General features: G+C 38.1%; 15 protein-coding genes, 1 other RNA gene and 1 riboswitch. Of the genes, 12 read left to right on the top strand and 4 right to left on the bottom strand.

The genetic code is table 11. From position 1 onward, the window contains the following. Nucleotides 1-78 precede the first annotated feature (78 nt). From AC6IWN_RS13950 to AC6IWN_RS13930, 5 genes are all read left to right on the top strand, one after another. Complete coding sequence (locus tag AC6IWN_RS13950) at nt 79-1,089, top strand: deoxyguanosinetriphosphate triphosphohydrolase (RefSeq protein WP_497992213.1); 1,011 nt, start codon at nt 79-81, stop codon at nt 1,087-1,089. A gap of 120 nt (nt 1,090-1,209) precedes the next feature. After that, a complete protein-coding gene (gene dnaG, locus AC6IWN_RS13945; RefSeq protein ID WP_497988016.1) occupies nt 1,210-2,985 on the top strand; it encodes a DNA primase in 1,776 nt (591 codons plus the stop codon). 109 nt (nt 2,986-3,094) lie between these two features. Beyond that, nucleotides 3,095-4,189, top strand: coding sequence for an RNA polymerase sigma factor RpoD (gene rpoD, locus AC6IWN_RS13940; RefSeq protein WP_497988015.1), 1,095 nt, complete (start codon nt 3,095-3,097; stop codon nt 4,187-4,189). 644 nt (nt 4,190-4,833) lie between these two features. After that, nucleotides 4,834-5,556 (top strand): tRNA (adenine(22)-N(1))-methyltransferase, encoded by a 723-nt coding sequence (locus AC6IWN_RS13935; protein ID WP_497988014.1) that lies wholly within the window; start codon nt 4,834-4,836, stop codon nt 5,554-5,556. Between the two features lie 19 nt (nt 5,557-5,575). Next, entirely contained in the window at nt 5,576-7,240 is a 1,665-nt protein-coding gene (locus tag AC6IWN_RS13930) for a uridine kinase family protein (protein ID WP_497988013.1), read from the top strand. A 178-nt stretch (nt 7,241-7,418) separates the two neighbouring features. On the opposite strand, the gene rnpB is transcribed toward AC6IWN_RS13930, so the two are convergent. Both rnpB and AC6IWN_RS13920 read right to left on the bottom strand, forming a co-directional pair. After that, an RNA gene (gene rnpB / locus AC6IWN_RS13925) (RNase P RNA component class A) lies at nt 7,419-7,778 on the bottom strand. A gap of 113 nt (nt 7,779-7,891) precedes the next feature. Beyond that, nucleotides 7,892-8,719 (bottom strand): AP2/ERF family transcription factor, encoded by an 828-nt coding sequence (locus AC6IWN_RS13920; protein WP_497988012.1) that lies wholly within the window; start codon nt 8,717-8,719, stop codon nt 7,892-7,894. A gap of 444 nt (nt 8,720-9,163) precedes the next feature. Between AC6IWN_RS13920 and AC6IWN_RS13915 the strand changes: the two genes are divergently transcribed. Both AC6IWN_RS13915 and thrC read left to right on the top strand, forming a co-directional pair. Beyond that, entirely contained in the window at nt 9,164-10,021 is an 858-nt protein-coding gene (locus AC6IWN_RS13915; protein ID WP_497988011.1) for a cell wall hydrolase, read from the top strand. A gap of 183 nt (nt 10,022-10,204) precedes the next feature. Then, nucleotides 10,205-11,698: a threonine synthase gene (gene thrC, locus AC6IWN_RS13910; protein ID WP_497988010.1), complete on the top strand. Its 1,494-nt coding sequence runs from the start codon at nt 10,205-10,207 to the stop codon at nt 11,696-11,698. A 586-nt stretch (nt 11,699-12,284) separates the two neighbouring features. On the opposite strand, the gene pflB is transcribed toward thrC, so the two are convergent. Further along, the gene (pflB, locus tag AC6IWN_RS13905; protein ID WP_497988009.1) at nt 12,285-14,510 is read right to left on the bottom strand and encodes a formate C-acetyltransferase; all 2,226 of its coding nucleotides are present in this window, start codon (nt 14,508-14,510) and stop codon (nt 12,285-12,287) included. A gap of 185 nt (nt 14,511-14,695) precedes the next feature. Beyond that, nucleotides 14,696-14,800: riboswitch (ZMP/ZTP riboswitch) on the bottom strand. Between the two features lie 97 nt (nt 14,801-14,897). Further along, entirely contained in the window at nt 14,898-15,425 is a 528-nt protein-coding gene (locus tag AC6IWN_RS13900) for an ECF transporter S component (protein WP_497988008.1), read from the bottom strand. A 427-nt stretch (nt 15,426-15,852) separates the two neighbouring features. Here AC6IWN_RS13900 and AC6IWN_RS13895 point away from each other — a divergent pair, with 427 nt between their 5' ends. The 5 genes from AC6IWN_RS13895 (at nt 15,853) to AC6IWN_RS13875 (ending at nt 20,727) form a co-directional block, all read left to right on the top strand. Next, on the top strand, nt 15,853-16,911 hold the full coding sequence (locus tag AC6IWN_RS13895) for a metal ABC transporter substrate-binding protein (protein ID WP_497988007.1): 1,059 nt from the start codon (nt 15,853-15,855) through the stop codon (nt 16,909-16,911). 41 nt (nt 16,912-16,952) lie between these two features. Next, nucleotides 16,953-17,717, top strand: a complete 765-nt coding sequence (locus AC6IWN_RS13890) for a metal ABC transporter ATP-binding protein (protein ID WP_497988006.1) — start codon at nt 16,953-16,955, stop codon at nt 17,715-17,717. Nucleotides 17,718-17,738: 21 nt separating this feature from the next. Beyond that, the gene (locus AC6IWN_RS13885; RefSeq protein WP_497988005.1) at nt 17,739-18,587 is read left to right on the top strand and encodes a metal ABC transporter permease; all 849 of its coding nucleotides are present in this window, start codon (nt 17,739-17,741) and stop codon (nt 18,585-18,587) included. Between the two features lie 123 nt (nt 18,588-18,710). After that, nucleotides 18,711-19,838, top strand: a complete 1,128-nt coding sequence (ytvI, locus tag AC6IWN_RS13880; protein ID WP_497988004.1) for a sporulation integral membrane protein YtvI — start codon at nt 18,711-18,713, stop codon at nt 19,836-19,838. 94 nt (nt 19,839-19,932) lie between these two features. Further along, nucleotides 19,933-20,727, top strand: coding sequence for a hypothetical protein (locus AC6IWN_RS13875; protein ID WP_497988003.1), 795 nt, complete (start codon nt 19,933-19,935; stop codon nt 20,725-20,727). The last annotated feature ends 152 nt before the right edge of the window (nt 20,728-20,879 follow it).

Below are 20,879 nucleotides of genomic sequence, written 5' to 3'. Positions count from 1 at the left end.
ATGGCAGGATAGAACTCATTCACACGATTATATGACCGCTTTGTGAAGTGGAACTGAGGTGAAGATATGGAGCATAGGTTGAATATCAGACAGAAACAGGAACAGAGAGAACATGAGATTTTAAGTCCCTTTGCGGCGTTTTCTGATGAATCGCTTGGAAGAGACGTGTATGAAGAACCATGCGATATTCGTCCCATCTATCAGAGGGATAGAGATCGTATCTACCATTGTAAGGCATTTCGTAGGCTAAAGCATAAAACACAGGTGTTTCTATCACCGGAAGGGGATCATTACAGAACCAGACTGACTCACACCCTGGAGGTATCTCAGATATCCAGAACCATCGCAAAGGCACTCTTGTTGAATGAAGATTTAACGGAGGCGATTGCATTAGGGCATGATCTGGGACATACACCTTTTGGTCATGCAGGAGAACGAGCACTTGATCGTATCTGCCCGAAGGGTTTTGAACACCATATGCAAAGCATCCGTGTTGTGGAAGTATTAGAAAAACATGGACAAGGATTGAATTTATCGAAGGAAGTAAGAGATGGAATTATGAACCATCAAACAGCAGGAAAACCTTCCACTTTGGAAGGGAAGATTGTTCGGTTATGTGATAAAATTGCATACATTAATCATGATATTGACGATGCAATCAGAGCCCAATTGATGAAGGAAGAGGATATCCCACGGGAATATACGGATGTGCTCGGTCATAGTTTGGGAGAACGCTTGAATACGTTGATACATGATATAGTAACCAATAGTGAAAATAAGAATGATATCATTATGACACCTGAGATAGAGACAGCAATGCGTAATTTACGAAAATATATGTTTGAAAGTGTCTATTTAAATAAGAAGGCAAAAAGTCAGGAAGAACAAGCGGAACGTTTACTTGAGCAATTATTTATTTATTATATAGAGCATCCAAGTTATTTACCGGCGGAATATATTCACCGTATGGAACAACTGAATGAGCCTCTCTACCTTGTTGTATGCGATTACATTGCAGGAATGACAGATAATTATGCAATTACGAAGTTCAAAGAATTAATGATTCCGTCTTCCTGGAGTGTGTATTGACCCCGTTCTGATGAAGGAATATTGAAAGACCGGGAAGAATCATATACGAAGCTCATAAGGAAAAGCAGAATATGCCGATACTGGTTTCGTGATGAATTTAGATGGAAGGAGTAGTACACTATGTTTTATTCAGACGAACTGGTAGAAGAAATCAGAAGTAAAAATGATATTGTTAGTGTAATAGGTACCTACATAAGATTGCAGAAAAAAGGCAGCAATCATATGGGGCTATGCCCCTTCCATAATGAGAAGACCCCTTCCTTTTCCGTGAGCGCCTCAAAGCAGATGTATCATTGCTTCGGGTGCGGAGTCGGAGGCAATGTATTCACCTTTATTATGGAGTATGAAAATTATACATTTATCGAAGCACTGAGACACCTGGCAGAGCGTGCAGGAGTTGCGCTTCCGGAACAAGAGTACTCGGAAGAGGCTAAGAAACAGTCCGATTTAAAGGGCAGATTACTTGAAGTAAATAAGCAGGCAGCGAAGTATTTTTATTACCAGCTGGCTTCTAAGAGAGGACAAGCTGCTCATGAGTATTTGGTTGAAAGAGGACTCTCAGAAGAGACAATCAAGCAATTCGGCCTTGGTTACTCGAATAAGTTTAGTGATGATTTATACAAATATCTAAAAGGTCTTGGATATGATGACGGTTTTCTAAAACATTCAGGATTGGTAACGATTGATGAACAAAGAGGCGGAACGGACAAATTCTGGAATCGAGTTATGTTTCCAATCATGGACGTAAATCATAAAGTAATCGGATTTGGTGGACGTGTAATGGGAGAAGGAGGACCTAAATATCTGAATTCGCCCGAAACTATGCTCTTTGATAAAAGCAGAAATCTTTACGGTTTAAATTATGCAAGATCATCAAGGAAAACACAGCTATTGATCTGTGAAGGGTATATGGATGTGATTGCTCTTCATCAGGCTGGATTTACGAATGCGGTAGCAGCTCTTGGAACAGCATTTACGATGTTTCATGCAAATCTGTTAAAACGGTATACGAATGAAGTATTACTTACATTTGATAGTGACTCGGCTGGAACGCAGGCGGCACTCCGAGCGATACCAATTCTAAAAGATGTAGGATTATCCATTAAAGTGGTTAATATGAAACCGTATAAGGACCCGGATGAATTTATTAAAGCACTGGGCGCAGTGGAATATCAAAAGAGGCTGGATGAAGCGAAGAATAGCTTTTTCTTTGAAATTGATGTATTACAGACCGGCTTCAATATGGCCGATCCGGAGCAAAAGACAAAGTTCTTTCACGAAACAGCCAAAAAATTGATTGGGTTTGGAGAGGAATTAGAAAGAAACTTTTATATTGATGCGATTGCCAAGGAATATCAGATTGATGTGGAGCAGCTTCGTAAGTTAGTGAACAGACTGGGGTCACAGATTGTGGTGGGATTAAATGAACCAAAGGAGTACCGTTTGGAATCATCTAGAGGCAAGAAGGCTCCGGAGGACGGAATTTCAAAATCTCAAAAGCTTATGCTTACTTGGTTAATAGAAGATCATTCCCTCTTTGATAAAATTAAAGGATTTTTAGGTCCGGAGGATTTTACGGAAGGAATATATAAAGAGGTTGCAGCATTGGTCTTTGACCAATATGAGAAAGAGCAGGCAGTAATTCCTGCAAAAATAATTAACTGCTTTCAGAATAAAGAGGAACAATCGGAAGTTGCAAGCCTATTTTCCGCAGAGATCAGAGGCGAGATGGATGAGGCCGGTAAAAGAAAAGCGCTAAACGATACTTTAATGAAATTGAAGGAACATAGCCTAGATTACCAAAGTCAACAAGCAACTCAAAAGAATGATACAGCCCTGCTTATGAAAATTATTCAGGAGAAGATGGAACTTAAGAAAAAGCAGATGCATTTGTAAATTAACCGAAATGAAGCGGCCGGAGTTAAAATCCCCAAGTAGCCCGGATTGCATACTTCATAAAATGATGGTTAAAATATAATAAGAGTTAGAAAAGGAAGGATTATCTATGGACGACAATATAGTTAAATTTACGGAGCGACTGAAAGAACTACTGGCTTTTGCCGAGAAAAAGAAAAATGTACTGGAATTTCAGGAGGTTAACGATTTTTTTGCGGATATGGAGTTGGATCCCCAGCGCATTGAAAAAATATATGATTACCTCGAAAAGCACAATGTCGATGTTCTTAGGATCTCCGAAGAAGATGAAGAGGATATCATTCTTGAAGATGAAGAGGAAATAGAAACCATAGATTTATCAATTCCTGAGGGTATTAATATCGAAGACCCGGTTCGTATGTATTTGAAGGAAATTGGTAAGGTTCAGCTTTTGAATGCAGATGAGGAAATTGAACTGGCACGAAAGATGGAGCTGGGTGATGAATATGCGAAAAAACGTCTGGCTGAAGCAAACCTACGTCTGGTTGTAAGTATCGCGAAGCGTTATGTGGGACGTGGTATGTTATTCCTTGATTTAATTCAGGAGGGTAACCTTGGTTTGATAAAAGCTGTTGAGAAGTTTGATTATCGTAAGGGATATAAATTCAGTACGTATGCGACCTGGTGGATTAGACAAGCTATCACAAGAGCGATTGCAGACCAGGCAAGAACGATTCGTATTCCCGTGCATATGGTAGAGACAATTAATAAGTTAACTAGAGTTCAGCGTCAGTTATTACAGGAGTTGGGTAGAGAGCCTTCTCCGGAGGAAATCTCTGAAGTGATGAATATGCCGGTTGAAAGAGTTCGTGAGATTCAGAAGATATCACAGGAACCAGTATCTTTAGAGACTCCGATTGGTGAAGAGGAAGATAGCCATCTTGGAGATTTCATTCAGGATGATAATGTACCCGTTCCTGCGGATGCAGCAGCATTTACCTTATTAAAAGAACAGTTGGTGGAAGTACTTGGAACCTTAACAGAGAGAGAGCAGAAGGTTTTACGCCTTCGTTTCGGTCTAGATGATGGACGAGCTCGTACCCTAGAGGAAGTTGGTAAGGAGTTCAATGTAACCAGAGAGCGTATTCGTCAGATTGAAGCAAAGGCTCTACGTAAGCTTAGACATCCTAGCCGTAGCCGTAAACTGAAGGATTATTTAGAGTAAAATATATTTAAATATCTTTTCCAGATTCATAACTTATTTGTTTGATAAACTGTAGTACTTAGAATGGGCTGTTTCAAAATAATAATCCTAAGGAACCTGCTATATAATCGGTATACATTAACGTGAAGTATATCGCAGGGAGCATTTTGGAGGGGTATATTTTGAAACAGCCCATTTTCTTGGCTCATTGTTAAAAGCCAGGGTAGGGTTCGTCCATAAATAGGATAGACTTTCAGCACAATTATTTTGGATTCAAATATCGACTTGCGTTATCGATATATACCGATATTAGATGCAATGGGTACAAATATAAGGATTAATTTTCTAGTAGAACAATACAAAGACAGGTTGCTGGCAGAAAATCAGGAGATGGGATGGAAACTTATGGAGCATTTGCAGTTTACGTGCAATTCTTAGGCATCCGAGTGAGGGAGGATACCATAGAAGCGCTAGTAAACTGTAACAGCTCTATAAGCTTCCATCCTATCTCCCAGAATTTCTGTCAGCAACCGTCCCTAGTATGAAGTCCAGAAATAATCCGTCTACACTGCATTACGGTTGATAATATATGACAAATCATGGTAGAATAGGGAGTATACAATCAATAAAATAGTATATATGCTTTGCATACAGTGGAGGACAACATGCAGCTTTCAAGAAGATTACAAGCAGTGGCGAATATGGTGACAAAGGGGAATAGAGTGGCTGATGTGGGTTGTGATCATGCCTACACCTCTATTTATCTTGCTAAGAATCAAATAGCGGAGCATATTATTGCTATGGATATTAACCAAGGGCCAATTGATAGAGCAAAAGAAAATATTACAAGATATGGCTGCGTAGAGAAAATAGAGACAAGAAAATCAAATGGCTTAATGGCGTTAAGTGTTGGAGAAGTTGATTCAGTGGTAATTGCCGGCATGGGTGGAGCTTTGATGGTACAGATATTAACTGATCGCCAAGATGTTATGAAATCCGTTCGTGAGCTGATTTTGCAGCCACAATCAGAGATATATAAGGTTCGACATTTGCTATCAGAACAGGAATTTATCATTCTTGAAGAGAATATGTTAAAAGAGGATGGTAAATATTATGCGATGATAAAAGCTGTACCAAAAAAAAATGTTGATAATGATAAAAATTATTTGTTATCGAGCGAGGAACATTTTCATTACGGTAAGCTATTATTGGAGAGTAGGAACCCGGTGCTTCGGGAATTCCTCTTGTGGGATTTGGAAATATGTAATGAGATTTATAAGGCATTGGAGCATAACAGATCCGAACAGGCACAGCAGCGAGAAAAGGAATTAAAAGATAGAATAGAATTAATTAATCATGGTCTAGAGTATTTTAAAATGTGTGTTTAAAAAGAGGAGAGTACGTAGTATGAATTCAAATATTAAAGTGTTGATTTGTAATCAGGAATATGAGTATCCGAAGAATACCTCGCTTTTAGAGATCAGTAAGGATTTTCAAAAAGACTTTAAAGACCAGATTATATTGGCATTTGTAAACAACCGTTTAAGAGAACTGTTTAAGCCGGTCAAGCATGACTGTACCATCCGTTTTGTCACTACCGGGAATGATGCGGGCGGAAAAACTTACTCACGTGGATTGATTCTAGTGATGCTAAAGGCGTTTTATGCAGAGTTTGGAGAAAAGAATGTAGAAAAGGTCTCTGTGGAATATACTGTAGGAAATGGACTTTTCTGTGATTATGACGGTAAGGTTGCCTTGACAAAAGAGCGTATCCAATCGGTGAAAAAACGCATGGAGGAGATTATAAAACGGGATATTCCCTTCGTAAAACGAAGCATTGGAACCGATGATGCCATCGAGCTGTTTCGTCAATATCGTATGTATGATAAAGAGAGATTATTCCGCTATCGTCGCGTATCCAAAGCTAATATTTATAGTTTGGATGGGTTTGAAGATTATTTTTACGGTTATATGCCACCAAGCTCGGGCTTTGTAAAATATTTTGATTTAATTGAATATGATGATGGATTCATGCTTTTACAGCCTAATAAGAAGAACACCACATTGGTTGAAGAATTTGTTCCCCAAGTGAAATTATATGAGACGCTTAAGGAGTCAAATCATTGGGCTAAAATGTTGAGTATTCCGAATGTTGGTGCGTTAAATGATATCATAGCGCAGGGCAAAATGAATGATTTGATACTGGTGCAGGAAGCTTTGCAGGAGAAAAAAATCAGTGATATTGCAGAGAGCATAAAAAAAGCTGGAAATAAAAAGTTCATTATGATAGCAGGGCCATCGTCCTCCGGTAAGACTACATTCTCTCATCGGCTTAGTATTCAGCTTAAGGCACATGGTCTGAAACCACATCCTATCGCGGTGGATAATTACTTCGTAGATCGTGATATGACTCCGAAGGATGAGAATGGTGAATATAATTTTGAGACATTAAAAGCGATTGATTTAGAGCAATTCAATAAAGATATGACTGATTTACTAAACGGAAAGACCGTTGATATTCCAAATTTTAATTTTGTGACCGGAAAAAGGGAGTATAAAAATAATTTTCTAACACTTGGCGCTGACGATATTCTTGTAATTGAAGGAATTCACTGCTTAAACGATGCGCTATCCTATTCCTTGCCGAGAGAGAGTAAATTCAAGATATATATTAGTGCTCTCACACAGCTTAATATTGATGAACATAATCGGATTCCGACTACGGATGGACGATTGATCCGTCGCATGGTTCGAGATGCTAGAACAAGAGGAGCCTCTGCGCAGAGAACCATCTCGATGTGGCCTTCCGTACGAAGGGGAGAGGATGAGAATATCTTCCCGTTTCAGGAAGACGCAGATGTAATGTTCAACTCTGCATTGATATATGAACTGGCTGTATTAAAGCAATACGCGGAACCAATCCTATTTGGCATAGATCGCAACAGTGAAGAATATGTGGAAGCAAAAAGATTACTTAAATTCCTGGATTATTTTATAAGCACGCCGAGCGAAACCGTACCACAAAATTCGATTTTGAAAGAATTTGTGGGAGGAAGCTGTTTTAAGGTGTGATGAAGTGAAAATGTATTTTGATTCATGATAATACTTGTAACATTTTCACACAAAATGAGTGAGCCGTAGGTTAATAAGATGCTTTAACATCTTAATCTTTATTGTGATAATAAACCTAACAACCTAACTTATATAAAAGGCTGTCGTACTTTAAGCACGACAGCCTTAATTTTCTTCTGATATGAGCAGCACGATAAGCCGGGTTATGTCTTGAATGGTCATCTATCTTGACCACATGTTACCATGTGGCTCCAGTACCGCTTACGCAGATACTACGCGACCTACCCTAAAGCACGGCGGGCAGCCGTATTGCTTTATGTTCGGTCTTGCTTCGGGTGGGGTTTACATCTGCCCCTGTTGTTACCAACAAGGCGGTGGTCTCTTAAGCCACCTTTCCATCCTTACCAGAGTAAACTCTGGCGGTATATTTCTGTTGCACTAGCCTTGGAGTCACCTCCACCGGACGTTATCCGGCACCCTGCCCTGTGAAGCCCGGACTTTCCTCACCTATAATAGGCGCGACCATCTGTACTACTCACAGGTTGTATTCTACCATGACATAAAGCAATTGTAAATGAGAATTGTTGGGCTTCATATTTCTTCTATATAATAATGTAATTCTATTTTATCCATTAAAAATAATAAAATGTGTTATTTTTTAAAACTCTCTGCATATACTCTGAATTTTTTTGATAAACTGACCTTTTGAAAAATAGAGGCATAAGCAATCTCATCAATTCCCTCAATAAAGTTCTGAGGAAAGTTTTTATCCAAACCACAATTGTTAAGTAATAAAGCAGCCTTGTTATAAGCAATAGCAGCCTCCGCAGCTGATTCATACTTACCTACCAGATAATCACCGTTGATATGAATTTTAGTCATATAAGCCGGTTTGTTTTTAAAGTATACCTTTGATACTCCATGATATGGATTGATTACTTCAATGTTCTGGTATCTAAAATCTGTGTTATCACCATTGACAAATAGATAATCTCTTCCAGCCACGGCATAATTTTTAATTCCGTATCGGGATAGAATACCAATCTGCATCCCATAATCTGAAACAAAATGATACCCTCCTCGTCTCATGATTTTATGACGAGCATAATAGAATAAATCTTCTGCACTAAATTTGAGAGGATCTGTTTCATCTATATAATATAGGAAGTATCTCTGTTTAAGATAGATGGGATTTTTAAAATAAATTCGGTTATCCCTAAAATTAATTAACACGACCCATTTATGAAAAGTCAGAATACAGTCAGAGGGATAATCTTCTATGGTATATTTGGCTGTTTCAGATAAAACTTCCGATGCCAGTTGGTATGATTGACTTGCTTTTTCTTCCTCGGAATAGCTCCCTAAACTGATATGCTTTCCTCCATAAGTAATCGAGGATCGATAATAAGTTTCTCCGTTCGCTTTAATCGCTTGATGTACACCTGGTAAGATCGATATCACCCCCTGTTTTATCCTCATATATCCCTTTGATTACTGGGATTTTGGTATATTTTGAATATATCAGAAACAAAAATAAAACGCAAGAAAAGCCTGTTATGTTACTAAATTGTTAAATACATTCTGTGTAGAATACCCTTCAAAATAAGGAATTTACATACTAGTGGAGTAGAATAGTCATAAAATGGAAAGGATTTGCATAAAATATTTAATATATCGTTAATAATTTGTTAAAATATGCCTGTGCAATTTGCATAATAAATCAATGAAAATTGCAAACTATTTGTATGTATTTACATTGTAAACATAATCCAAGGAAAATATTAGTTATACGTTATAACGAAAATCACACTGTGTTATTGACATAAAAAACTTCGTTACCTATAATGCAGAATAGTTGTCGGATAGCAACCAAAATGTGGAAAAGCTTTACGCTTTATAAATTTGAAAGAAAGAGGAAAGAGTATGTCTAAAATATATTCGTTTCTTCAAAAGAGAAAAATGCATGAGAATAACCATGGTTTTAAGATGGTATTCGTTGCATATCTACTGTCAGCGTTTTTGTTAGCTTTGGGTTCAGATACGTTTTACAATATTAGCTCAAAGGCAGCAGATATCAATACTGACATTGAAGAAGGAACGCAAGAACCGTTGTATGTAGCAGCATTAAGTGATGTAACTACAGACGATGGAACAACAAGTGATACAAATTCAAATACTACGGAGTCAGATCAGTCGTATGATCTAAGTGAAGAGGACGAGGATTCAACGACGAGTGGTGATACGGTATGGTTATTCGGTACCGAGATGAATGGAGAGACTTTTGACAGCTTAATGCAGCAGACGGGCATTATGCCGAAAACCAAAAAAGCTCCTAAGAAAAAAGTAAGGACAAGCTCCCCGGAGCTCACATACCGTTCAGCATATGGTAATATTTCGAGCAATGATGTGACCTTGCTTCAAAGAATTGTACAAGCAGAAGCCGGTGGAGAAGATACAGTCGGTAAAATTCTTGTTGCGAATGTTGTTATAAACCGAGTAAAAAGCGGAACATTCCCAAAATCAATTAAAGGGGTAATTCTTCAACACTCGGGTAACAGGTATCAGTTCTCCCCTGCGAAGAGTGGAAAGCTCTGGAGGGTTAAAGTTTCTGCGAGTACCAAAGCAGCAGTGGAAAAAGCCTTGGATGGAGTAGACTACTCCAAGGGTGCATTATATTTTGTATCAAAGAGTAGATTAAGCTCCGCAAAAACAAGATGGTTTGACACTCGTTTGAATTGGCTTTTTAAACACGGCGGACACGATTTTTATAAACGTAGATAGTTGTGCATAAGTATACAAAAATATATTAGAGCTATTGTATCCGAAGAATAAGCGTGTTATAATACATGAAACTCACCTGATGTAAAATTCTTATAAATGTAATACAGATTTTGTTTTTAGAAAAGCAAAATTCGTTAGGGAGAAAACAGACGTTGAATAAATGGAAAAGGGGAATGAAGTGATATGAACCTAATGTACAGAAGCACAAGAGACTCCAATAACAGAGTTACAGCTTCTCAAGCTGTGCTGCAGGGCTTGTCTTCGGATGGCGGCTTATTTGTACCGGAGGAGATGCCGGTATTGTCAAAATCATTTGAAGAACTTTCTAAGATGGATTATCGTGAGATCGCTTACGAAGTAATGAAACTTTTTCTTACCGACTATTCGGAAGAAGAATTAAAGGATTGTATCAATAAAGCATATGATCAAAAGTTTGATACTCCTGAAATTGCTCCACTGAAGAAAGTTGGTCAAGCATATTATTTAGAATTATTCCATGGTGCAACCATTGCATTTAAAGATATGGCATTATCCATTCTTCCTCATCTTCTGACGAAGGCTGCGAAGAAGAATGAAGTAAAAGAGGATATCGTAATACTTACTGCAACCTCAGGCGATACTGGTAAAGCTGCATTAGCAGGCTTTGCAGATGTAGAGGGTACAAAAATCATCGTGTTCTATCCGAAAGATGGCGTAAGTAGTGTTCAAGAGAAGCAGATGGTTACTCAGAAGGGTGATAATACGTATGTTATCGGTATCCAGGGTAATTTTGATGATGCTCAGACCGGTGTAAAACTGATGTTTAATAATACCGATCTTGCAAAGAGTCTTAAGGATTCCGGATATTTATTCTCCTCTGCTAACTCCATTAATATTGGTAGATTAGTACCTCAGATCGTTTATTACGTTCACTCCTATGTATCTTTATACAGAGAGAAACAGATAGAAGCAGGAGAAACAATCAATTTTGTTGTTCCAACCGGTAACTTTGGTAATATCCTTGCTGCTTATTATGCAAAAAGCATCGGTGTTCCGATCAACAAATTAATCTGTGCCTCTAACGATAACAAGGTTCTTTTTGATTTTTTTGAAACAGGTTGTTATGATAGAAATAGAGAATTTATCTTAACAGAATCACCATCCATGGATATTCTGGTATCCAGTAATCTGGAACGTTTGATTTATCATATCGCTGGTAATGATTCTGAAAAGACAGCGCAATTCATGAAGGCTTTAAATAATCAGGGCGTTTATGAAATCACTGACAACATGAAGGAAAAACTTCATGGTTTTGTAGGTGGTTGGGCATCCGAAACTGAAACAAGAGCAGCAATCGATAAGGAATATCAGGATAACAACTATGTAATTGATACTCATACTGCGGTTGCAGCAAGTGTATATAGTGGATATGTAAATAATACAAAGGATGCAACAAAGTCTGTAATTGTATCCACGGCAAGTCCATATAAATTTGCAAACAGTGTTCTCTCAGCGCTTAATGTTGATGAGATCCCTAGTGAGGATTACGATCAGGCTCTTGTGTTAAAGAAAGTATCCGGTACTGAGATTCCAAATGCAGTAGAAGAGATTCGTACCGCTCCGGTTCTTCATAATACAGTTTGTGAAACCGCTGAGATGCAAGCAGTGGTTGAAGGCATTCTAAAGATTGGTAAATAAAGATGAGCGCGCCTTATAGTTAATGAGGCTTATCACATATAGGTAAAGAAAAAGCGTATGCATTATTATCCAACAGAGACACGTTTCCACTCGATTATCGCACGTAACGGCACTGCCGACGGCGATAAACGGTCTCCTTATGGATTAATAAAGCATGCGCTATTTTTGAAGGTATTAAGTGATAAGCAGTCAAGTATATGAAGGCGCTATTTTTAGTTGCGGAATCTTTAGCATAGCCTAGGTTACGAAAAAGAGAGTGATATACTATTCAGCAGAGGCACGTTTCCACTCGATTATCGCTCGTATTGTATTAAGGTTTCTTCACTCTTCCTTTCCCCAAGCGGAAGAACGTATCTCAGAGTGCTTTTAAAATAAATTGATTCCAATGTGTATGGCAACAGAAATGAGGTGTAACAATATCCCCATAATTCACTGTTTGAAGAACGACTCCGTGAATATCTGTATGCCCCAAGCGAACAATTTCATTGTACGATTGGGGCATACAAAATCACGGAGGTGTACTTCAACCTGTGAGTGAGGGGTTATGTTACACCTCATTTCTGTTTCAATAACTCAGCGTATCAACTTACAAAGAACAATGGAACGTTCGTGCGATGACTTCGTCCTGTTGTTTGGGACTAAGCGAGTTGAAGCGAACGGCGTAGCCGGATACACGGATGGTAAGGTTCGGGTATTTTTCGGGGTGAGCCTTTGCATCAAGGAGGAGGGAACGGTCAAGTACATTTACATTGATGTGATGACCCATTTGTTTAAAGTATCCATCCAAAAGAGCAGCGAGATTTTGTTTGCGGACATCCATGGATTTTCCAAGGGTATCAGGTGTGACAGAGAACGTATATGAGATGCCATCCTTACAATCATCATAATTTAGCTTGGATACGGATTGCAAGGAAGCCAGTGCGCCGTTCTTATCCCTACCATGCATCGGGTTCGCTCCGGGAGCAAAGGGGGTACCATTCTTTCTTCCGTCCGGAGTGGAACCTGTTTTGGAACCATATACTACATTGCTTGTGATTGTCAGGATGGATAATGTATGTTTTGCATTACGATAAGTGGGGTATTTGCGAAGTCTTGTCATAAACTCCTTCACAAGTAGGGTAGCAATTTGATCCACTCTGTCATCATTGTTGCCGAAGGCTGGATATTCTCCTTCTATCTTAAAATCAGTGATAATTCCTCGTTCATCCTTTAGTGGTACTACCTTGGCATATTTGATCGCACTCAGGGAGTCTGCTACAACGGATAGGCCGGCTAACCCGAAAGCCATAAGTCTATCGACCTCAGTATCATGCAGCGCCATCTGAAGCTTTTCGTAAGCATATTTATCATGCATATAATGAATAACATTCATTGTATTGACATAGAGTCCACAAAGCCAATCCATCATCGGAAGGAATTGTTCCATTACATCATCATAATTCAGTACCTTTTCTTCTTCAAATACCTTGGTCACAGGACCAATTTGTTCCCCGCTTTTTTCATCCTTGCCACCGTTTAAGCTCATTAATAGTACCTTAGCTAAATTGCAGCGTGCTCCGAAGAACTGCATTTGCTTGCCAATCTTCATTGCGGACACGCAACAGGCGATTCCGTAATCATCACCGTAATCAGCTCTCATCAACTCATCATTTTCATACTGGATCGAATCGGTTTCGATGGACAACTTAGCACAGTATTCTTTAAAAGCCCTCGGTAATTCTTCTGACCATAGAACCGTTAGATTTGGCTCAGGAGCGGGAGTCAGGTTTGTTAAGGTGTGCAGAAAGCGGAAGCTGTTCTTGGTCACCATGCTTTGGCCGCTCTCAGTTATTCCACCGATGGATTCAGTAACCCAGGTCGGATCTCCAGCGTAGAGCTCGTTATAATCCGGTGTACGAAGCTGTCTGGCCATACGAAGTTTGAGCACAAATTGATCGATGATCTCCTGGGCCTGAAGTTCTGTTATTACTCCATTCTTTAAGTCGCGCTCAAAGTAGATATCTAGGAAGGTGGAGGTTCGTCCCAGTGACATCGCCGCACCGTTTTGTTCCTTGATTGCGCCTAGGTAAGCAAAGTAGAGCCATTGTACAGCCTCTTTTGCATTTGTTGCCGGATTGGAGATATCAATTCCATATCCGAGAGCCATCTGCTTTAATTGATTTAAAAAGTCAATTTGTCTATATAATTCCTCAAGGGTTTTAATATTTTCCTCTGACATCATTTTATGACTAAGGGAGAGTTTATCCGCTTCCTTTTGCTTGATTAAACGATTCACCCCATATAGGGCAACCCTGCGATAATCACCAATAATTCTACCTCTTCCGTAGGCGTCCGGCAACCCGGTAATTACACCACTCTTTCTTGCTTTTCGCATCTCGGGAGAATATACACGAAATACACCGTCATTATGGGTGGTTCGGTAACGAAAATGTTCTTCCACCGCATTAGAGAGTTCATAGCCATAGGCTTCGCAGGCTTGCTTAGCCATACGTATGCCACCGAAGGGATTGACCCCTCTTTTTAATGGTGCATCGGTTTGAAAACCGAAGATGATTTCGTTCTCCTTATCAAGGTAGGCTGGCTCATAGGTGAGTAGGGAACTTACTTTATCAGTATTGATGGATAGAACACCTTTTTCATGTTCTGTTTTAGCTAGTTCCAAGTACATCGCATTAAGCTTTGAGGTACGATCAGTTGCTTTCTCAAGAAAATTTTCGTCCCCGTCATATTTTGTATAGTTGTTTAAAATAAAATCTCTGACATCAATTGCATCCTGCCATTTTCCCGGTTTAAAGTCATACCATGCATTCATAGTTTTCCTCCGTTCTGAATCCTGAGTAAGCGGATAAAGACTGCTTACTATGCGGCTACTGTGAGTGATTAAAGTTTCGGTTTTACTGATGTCAAGCAGTTACTGTAATCATGTATTAATTCGATTTTTCTAAATCTTGATTTATCATGTTAACTTGATAAAATGAGTACAAAAAAAACCGCCTGAGCGTTTGCCCAGGCGGTCGACATTCTAGTCCGGCTTCCTATAAAGAAAGCGTTGATATCGGTCCCTCGTGGTTACCCACATATCCGCCAGTTCCGATATATTTTTATTATATGATGCAGATTCATTGATGTCAACAACACTCTTTTAAGTTTATCTTATGATATCTATTAGAAAATATCATATATGAGAATATACTTGGGATTAATATTTTAGTTTAACAGGAGTCTTTTCCATTAATCCTCTGATCTGAGGAACCTGTTTCAACAGTGGGAGGAGAATTAGTGTGATAATGATTGCCGCTAAGTTCTGTAAAAGATTAAATGGAACTGCAGCGAAAGCCCCTACCCACTTTCCTGATAAGAAGCATTCAAATAAAAAGTAGCCGCTGGTTACGATGATACCACTGAATATTCCGGCGAGAATTACAGAATTCTTACGAATATGACGGAAAGATTGAGCGGCTATCATAGCAGCAAGGAACTTGATAATCAGCGTGGCCGGTGCATAAACTCCGTAACCGGATAGGAGATCAGCAAGCATGGATCCGATACCGCCAGCCAAACCACCATAAATTGGTCCTAGCAAAATACCTGAGAGCAATACAAACGCGTCACCAGGATGAATATAACCACTACCGGTGATCGGTATTTGCATAAACATAGTTGCTATACAGGTCAAAGCCGCTAATAAAGCTGCAGTGACTAATTTTGTAATATTATTTTGTTTCATAAAAATAACCATTCCCTTCTTCGTTTTAGGTGTGAAGAACGTATTACATATTCACACTAAATCCTAAATAGTCAATCCAATTTCACTGATTTATACCTAGTATATAATATATATTTCATATATGTGATATTTAGTAAAATTATTATGTGAAATGATACCATAGAATATATCAGATTACAATAACCTATTTCATAAAGTTGTAATAGATACAAAAACAATGATCATCCTATGTCAATGCTTGATATGATGCGAACAGATACACCGAAAAAATGCTTCCTTGCTTTATGCTACTGTCTACATGCCCCTATAAATGTACGTACTTATTCGTACAGAAGTAACAATCATGACGTCTAATAATTTGACAGCGGGTAATACTTATAATATAATTGTTAAATGCAAATGAATTGCAATTAGAAGGGGTATGCCTATGATAAAAAAACTGATACAACTACTTTCCATCATGTTACTGCTGACAATTATAATAGCAGTGGCGATACATGCGGTTAGCCCAAAGCTAAAGAATGATGTAAGTGCGGAAGAAAACTCCAAGAATGAGAATAGATTAAAGATTGTCACAACGATATATCCGGTATATATGATTGGACTAAATATAGCGGACCAGGTAGATTCCATGGAAGTTACAAGTTTGATTAAGATGAATACAGGTTGTCTTCATGATTATCAGTTAACGACAAAGGATATGAAACTGATTTCCACCGCGGATATCTTAGTGATAAACGGTGGAGGAATGGAGGCGTTCCTCTCTGATGTAAAGGCAAATTATCCGAATTTAAAGATTATTGACGCCAGTCAGGGTATAAATATGCTAAAAAGTCACGAGGAAGAGCATGAGAACGAAACGGATTTAGGAGCGGAAACTACGAACGGAACAGAGAAAGAGAAAGAAGAGGAGCATGGTCACGGAGAGTATAATGCTCATGTATGGCTGGATCCAAAGCTTTATAATCAACAGATTGATAATGTTAGAAACGGATTGATAGATTATATTAAACAACATTCTGAAAAATCCTTCCCGGACAATCTTGAGTCTACGATTAATAAAAACGCAGATTCGTATATTCAAAAGGTGAAAAAACTGGATCAACGGCTTGAAAGATGCAGAAAAAGTCTGGATAAAGGTAGCACGGGCAGTAAATCACAGAGCCAGGTAGTTATTTTTCATGACTCCTTTGCGTATCTGGCAAATCGATTGAATATGAAAGTGGCTTTTGCGGTGGATCTGGATGCGGATACTTCGTTAAGTGCAGGTGTGATTGCAGAGATTATAGATGAAGTAAAAAAAGATGGGATCAAGAATTTATTTACAGAGAAGCAGTTTAGTGATTCAATCGCGAAGCAGATTGCGGAGGAAACCGGAACGAAGGTAACCATCATTGACTCAGCGGTTACCGGACAAGGAGATATAAATTCTTATCTAAACTCTATGGAGAACAATCTTAAGGTTATAGAGAGCATGAACGAGTAATTTAATAGGAGCAATCCGGTTAATTGGAGGGAGGATCAGGCGTGGCAGTAAGTATATCACGAAAAAGAATTAATTCTTCTCGTATGCAGGAGCCTGCATGCGGTTTGCACTGTATTCAAATAAAGGGAATTACAGTGCGGGATGGAGAGCGTACAATTATAGAAGATATTAATCTTCATATCCATTGTGGGAAGATAACTGCAGTAATCGGAAAAAACGGAGCGGGAAAATCAACCTTAATGAAAGCAATTCTTGGAGAGATTAAGCATCAGGGAAGTATTGAACTTATCGATTTAAAAAATGAAATGGTGAACCGGTTATCCATCGGCTATGTACCGCAACATTTGAATATAGAGCGGAACACTCCAATGAGCGTTTATGATTTATTTGGTAGCTTAATTAGTAATTACCCAATATTCTTTCGAAGAAGTGCTTCACTCTATAAGAAGATTAAGAAACAGTTGGAAGTTTTTGAAGCGCAGGATCTCATCGATAAGAGAGCGTGTGACTTATCCGGTGGAGAGCTACAGCGTGTGTTATTATCCATTGCCATAACTCCGGTGCCTAATTTATTATTATTGGATGAACCGGTATCAGGAATAGATAAGAACGGAATGGAATTGTTTTACCATAATGTTGAGAAGTTAAAAACGAACTTTGATTTGGCTATGATCATTGTATCCCATGATTTTGAATTCGTACGAAAATACGCGGATCATGTAATATTACTGGATAAAACCATCATTAAGGAAGGAAGCCCGAGTGAGGTTCTAGACAGCGTAGAGTTTCATGAGGTATTTGATTAACAAGAGAGGAACGAAGTAATTATGCAGACTATTTATCATATCATGGAAGTGATTTTACCATTTTCTTGGGTGAAGTATGACTTCATGAAAAATGCGCTACTTGCCATATTATTGATTGCACCATTGTTTGGAATCTTAGGAACAATGATCGTGAATAATCGCATGGCTTTTTTTTCGGATGCACTTGGTCATTCTGCACTGACGGGCGTTGCAATCGGAACAGTATTCGGAATTGTGAATACCAATCTCTCCATGCTAATCTTTGCAGTAATCTTTGCGATATTTCTAAATCAGATTAAAAGGAAGAAAACGGTGTCCACAGATACAGTTATATCAGTTTTTGCTTCCTTAAGCGTTGCAATCGGTCTAATGATTTTATCTCGTGGAGGGAATTTCGCAAAATATTCAGCTCTATTAGTGGGTGACATTTTAAGCATCAAGTCGAATGAAATCAAATTGCTGCTATTTATCTTAATACTAACCATCCTATTCTGGTTGTGGGGATTTAATAGACTCCTTGCAATTAGCGTAAATGAAACTTTGGCAAAAAGTAAGAACATAAACAGTAATTTGATGGAGGATTTATTCAGTGTATTAATCGCAGTCATTGTTATGTCCTCAGTAAAATGGGTCGGTATACTGATTATCAATGCGCTTTTGATCTTACCGGCGGCTGCTGGCAGGAACATGTCTTCGAATGTGAGAGAATATCATCTGTTTTCTGTTTTGATATCCTTATATTCGGGAGTGGTAGGTCTGATTGTATCGTATTATTTGGGGACGGCAGCAGGACCTACAATTGTCATAATTTCAGCAATTCTATTTTTTATTACCTTGTTTCTTAATTCTTCGGGGAAAAAACGCCTATAATATTACAGTATTTAGTAAAAAATGATTTGATACAGAGTAAGCACTATATTATAATAAAATAAATGATAAACTTTAGTAATTGATACCTTATATATAAATGATCGCAACTTGCAGGAGGAAGGCATGAAAGAAACGAAGCTTATGATTTATTTAAAAATAATGGTGAATTTTTTACTGGTAATCGCGTTTGCGCTATTCTTGATATTTGTATTACCACATCTGATTGGATTCTTTATGCCCTTTGTAGTCGGATGGATTGTATCATTGATGGCGAATCCTCTTGTTCGCTTTCTCGAAAAGAGAGTAAAGCTGCTTAGAAAACACAGCACGGTTATTATTATGGTAACCGTGATTTTATTAATTGTAGGTGTTATGACGGCTGTTAGTATCTTGATCTATAGAGAGGCAAAGGAGTTGACAGATGACTTGCCTACCTTAGTGAACACAGCAGGCGAGAAGTTAAATAACTTTACTGAGGTAATCCGCCAAAAATCAGAAGCACTTCCTCCAAAGATGCAAAAATCAGTCCTTGAATTTATAAACGGAGCGGGAGATGAAGTAAAGAAGATGGTTAGCAATAGGGAGTTGCTGTCTGCTAATCGTGTCAGTTCTTATGCAAGGAATATGGCAGAAGGTTTACTTGCTATTATTATAACAATTCTATCTGCTTATTTCTTTACTGCCTGTAAGGATGAGATGTCCGGCTTTTGCAAAAAACATTTACCGGCTACAATCATAAACTATTGGAGATTAGTAGTGGATAATTTTAAAGCAGCTTTTGGTGGATATTTCAAGGCACAATTTAAAATTATGATTATTCTGATAGGAATTATGTTCCTTGGCTTTGAATTATTACAGGTTCCATATTCCTTTTTGTTTGCTATTGGCATAGCACTTCTTGACTTCCTTCCGGTATTTGGTACCGGTGCGATACTCTGGCCATGGGCAATCCTCGATATGCTCTCTGGTAATTATTTTAGAGCAATCGGTTTGGTAGTAATTTATTTGGTATGCCAGATTGTGAAGCAGTTTCTTCAACCTAAAATGGTGGGTGATAGCATCGGACTACATCCATTGGCAACATTAATTATCCTCTTTGTAGGATTTAAGCTTTATGGTGTGGCAGGTATGATTTTAGGCATTCCGATAGGAATGGTTTTGGTGAATCTATACCGCGTCGGATTGTTCGAAAGATTAATCAAAGGATTTAAAATAATAGTTCATGATCTGAACGAGTTTAGAAAATTTTAAATTTAATAAAAAGATACCTATACAAATTAGCAAATCAGTGGTAAAATAATAAAAAATTTGACAAGTTAATACATTAAAGCTGAGGAGTGCTAAAATGATGGGTAACAAAATAGAAATGAGTATGGAGGAAATTATATCATCGGACGAGATTAAGCTGATATTAGATCGTTATCGGATTGGTAAGAAACCTTTGGCGAAGTTACTTGGTTGGGGGGAAACAACCATAATTCGTTATATGGAAGGGGACATACCAACGAATGAATATTCGAGCAAGTTGAGAAGAATATTGAATGATCCGGAATATTATTATGATTTGTTATGTCAGAAAAAAGATTTTTTGACGAGTGTAGCTTATCGTAAAAGTAAAAAAGCAGTTATGAGCAAGATAATGGCTTCAAGAGTTTATGCAGCCGCCTATTATATTGTGAATAAATGTAATGCTGATATCTGTCCGGGTTATATACAGCATTTGTTATATTATACGCAGGCTTTCTCCTTAGCTTTAAACAACAAAGAACTTTTTCAGGAGGAATGTGGTATCAATGCGGAACAGATGCCATATTTAAAACTGTATGAAAGCATGAAACAGTGTGGTGTTCATAAGTTGGAAGGTGTGGATGAGTATCTTAATCAGGATGATATAGAATTGATTAACGGGGTGCTGGATTGTTTTATGTGGTTTGGACCCAAAGCACTGAAGGCTCTTATAGCTTATGAGAAAGCATCTATGAAACCATCTAGGGACAAATACAACAATAAAATCTTTTCGAAGGATAGCTTAAAAACTTATTTTACTGATATCCTAGAAAAGTATGACATCAATTCCATCAATGAGATTTATAAGTATCCGGAGCAAAGAGTGAACGAAATTAAAGATTTGAGCAGATGATTTTTTTTAAATATATATGTTAAATAAATCACGAAATATTATGCTTTGCTAATGGGTTAACATACTAATTTAGTAGCAGGATACCTAATTAATTAAATAACATAGTAATTGGACAGAAAATGATATGAAGCTAATACGTAGAAGAAGCGCCT

The organism is Variimorphobacter sp. HTMS_6 (genome assembly GCF_059717775.1).
Note: the sequence above shows the minus strand (reverse complement) of the source record. Positions and strands in the feature narration are given on the sequence as shown.

Excerpts from the sequence above, each read along its gene's own strand:
- dnaG (WP_497988016.1), top strand. The coding sequence starts at position 1,210 with ATGTTTTATTCAGACGAACTGGTAGAAGAAATCAGAAGTAAAAATGAT.
- rpoD (WP_497988015.1), top strand. The coding sequence starts at position 3,095 with ATGGACGACAATATAGTTAAATTTACGGAGCGACTGAAAGAACTACTG.
- AC6IWN_RS13935 (WP_497988014.1), top strand. The coding sequence starts at position 4,834 with ATGCAGCTTTCAAGAAGATTACAAGCAGTGGCGAATATGGTGACAAAG.
- AC6IWN_RS13930 (WP_497988013.1), top strand. The coding sequence starts at position 5,576 with ATGAATTCAAATATTAAAGTGTTGATTTGTAATCAGGAATATGAGTAT.
- AC6IWN_RS13920 (WP_497988012.1), bottom strand. The coding sequence starts at position 8,719 with ATGAGGATAAAACAGGGGGTGATATCGATCTTACCAGGTGTACATCAA.
- AC6IWN_RS13915 (WP_497988011.1), top strand. The coding sequence starts at position 9,164 with ATGTCTAAAATATATTCGTTTCTTCAAAAGAGAAAAATGCATGAGAAT.
- thrC (WP_497988010.1), top strand. The coding sequence starts at position 10,205 with ATGAACCTAATGTACAGAAGCACAAGAGACTCCAATAACAGAGTTACA.
- pflB (WP_497988009.1), bottom strand. The coding sequence starts at position 14,510 with ATGAATGCATGGTATGACTTTAAACCGGGAAAATGGCAGGATGCAATT.
- AC6IWN_RS13900 (WP_497988008.1), bottom strand. The coding sequence starts at position 15,425 with ATGAAACAAAATAATATTACAAAATTAGTCACTGCAGCTTTATTAGCG.
- AC6IWN_RS13895 (WP_497988007.1), top strand. The coding sequence starts at position 15,853 with ATGATAAAAAAACTGATACAACTACTTTCCATCATGTTACTGCTGACA.
- AC6IWN_RS13885 (WP_497988005.1), top strand. The coding sequence starts at position 17,739 with ATGCAGACTATTTATCATATCATGGAAGTGATTTTACCATTTTCTTGG.
- ytvI (WP_497988004.1), top strand. The coding sequence starts at position 18,711 with ATGAAAGAAACGAAGCTTATGATTTATTTAAAAATAATGGTGAATTTT.
- AC6IWN_RS13875 (WP_497988003.1), top strand. The coding sequence starts at position 19,933 with ATGATGGGTAACAAAATAGAAATGAGTATGGAGGAAATTATATCATCG.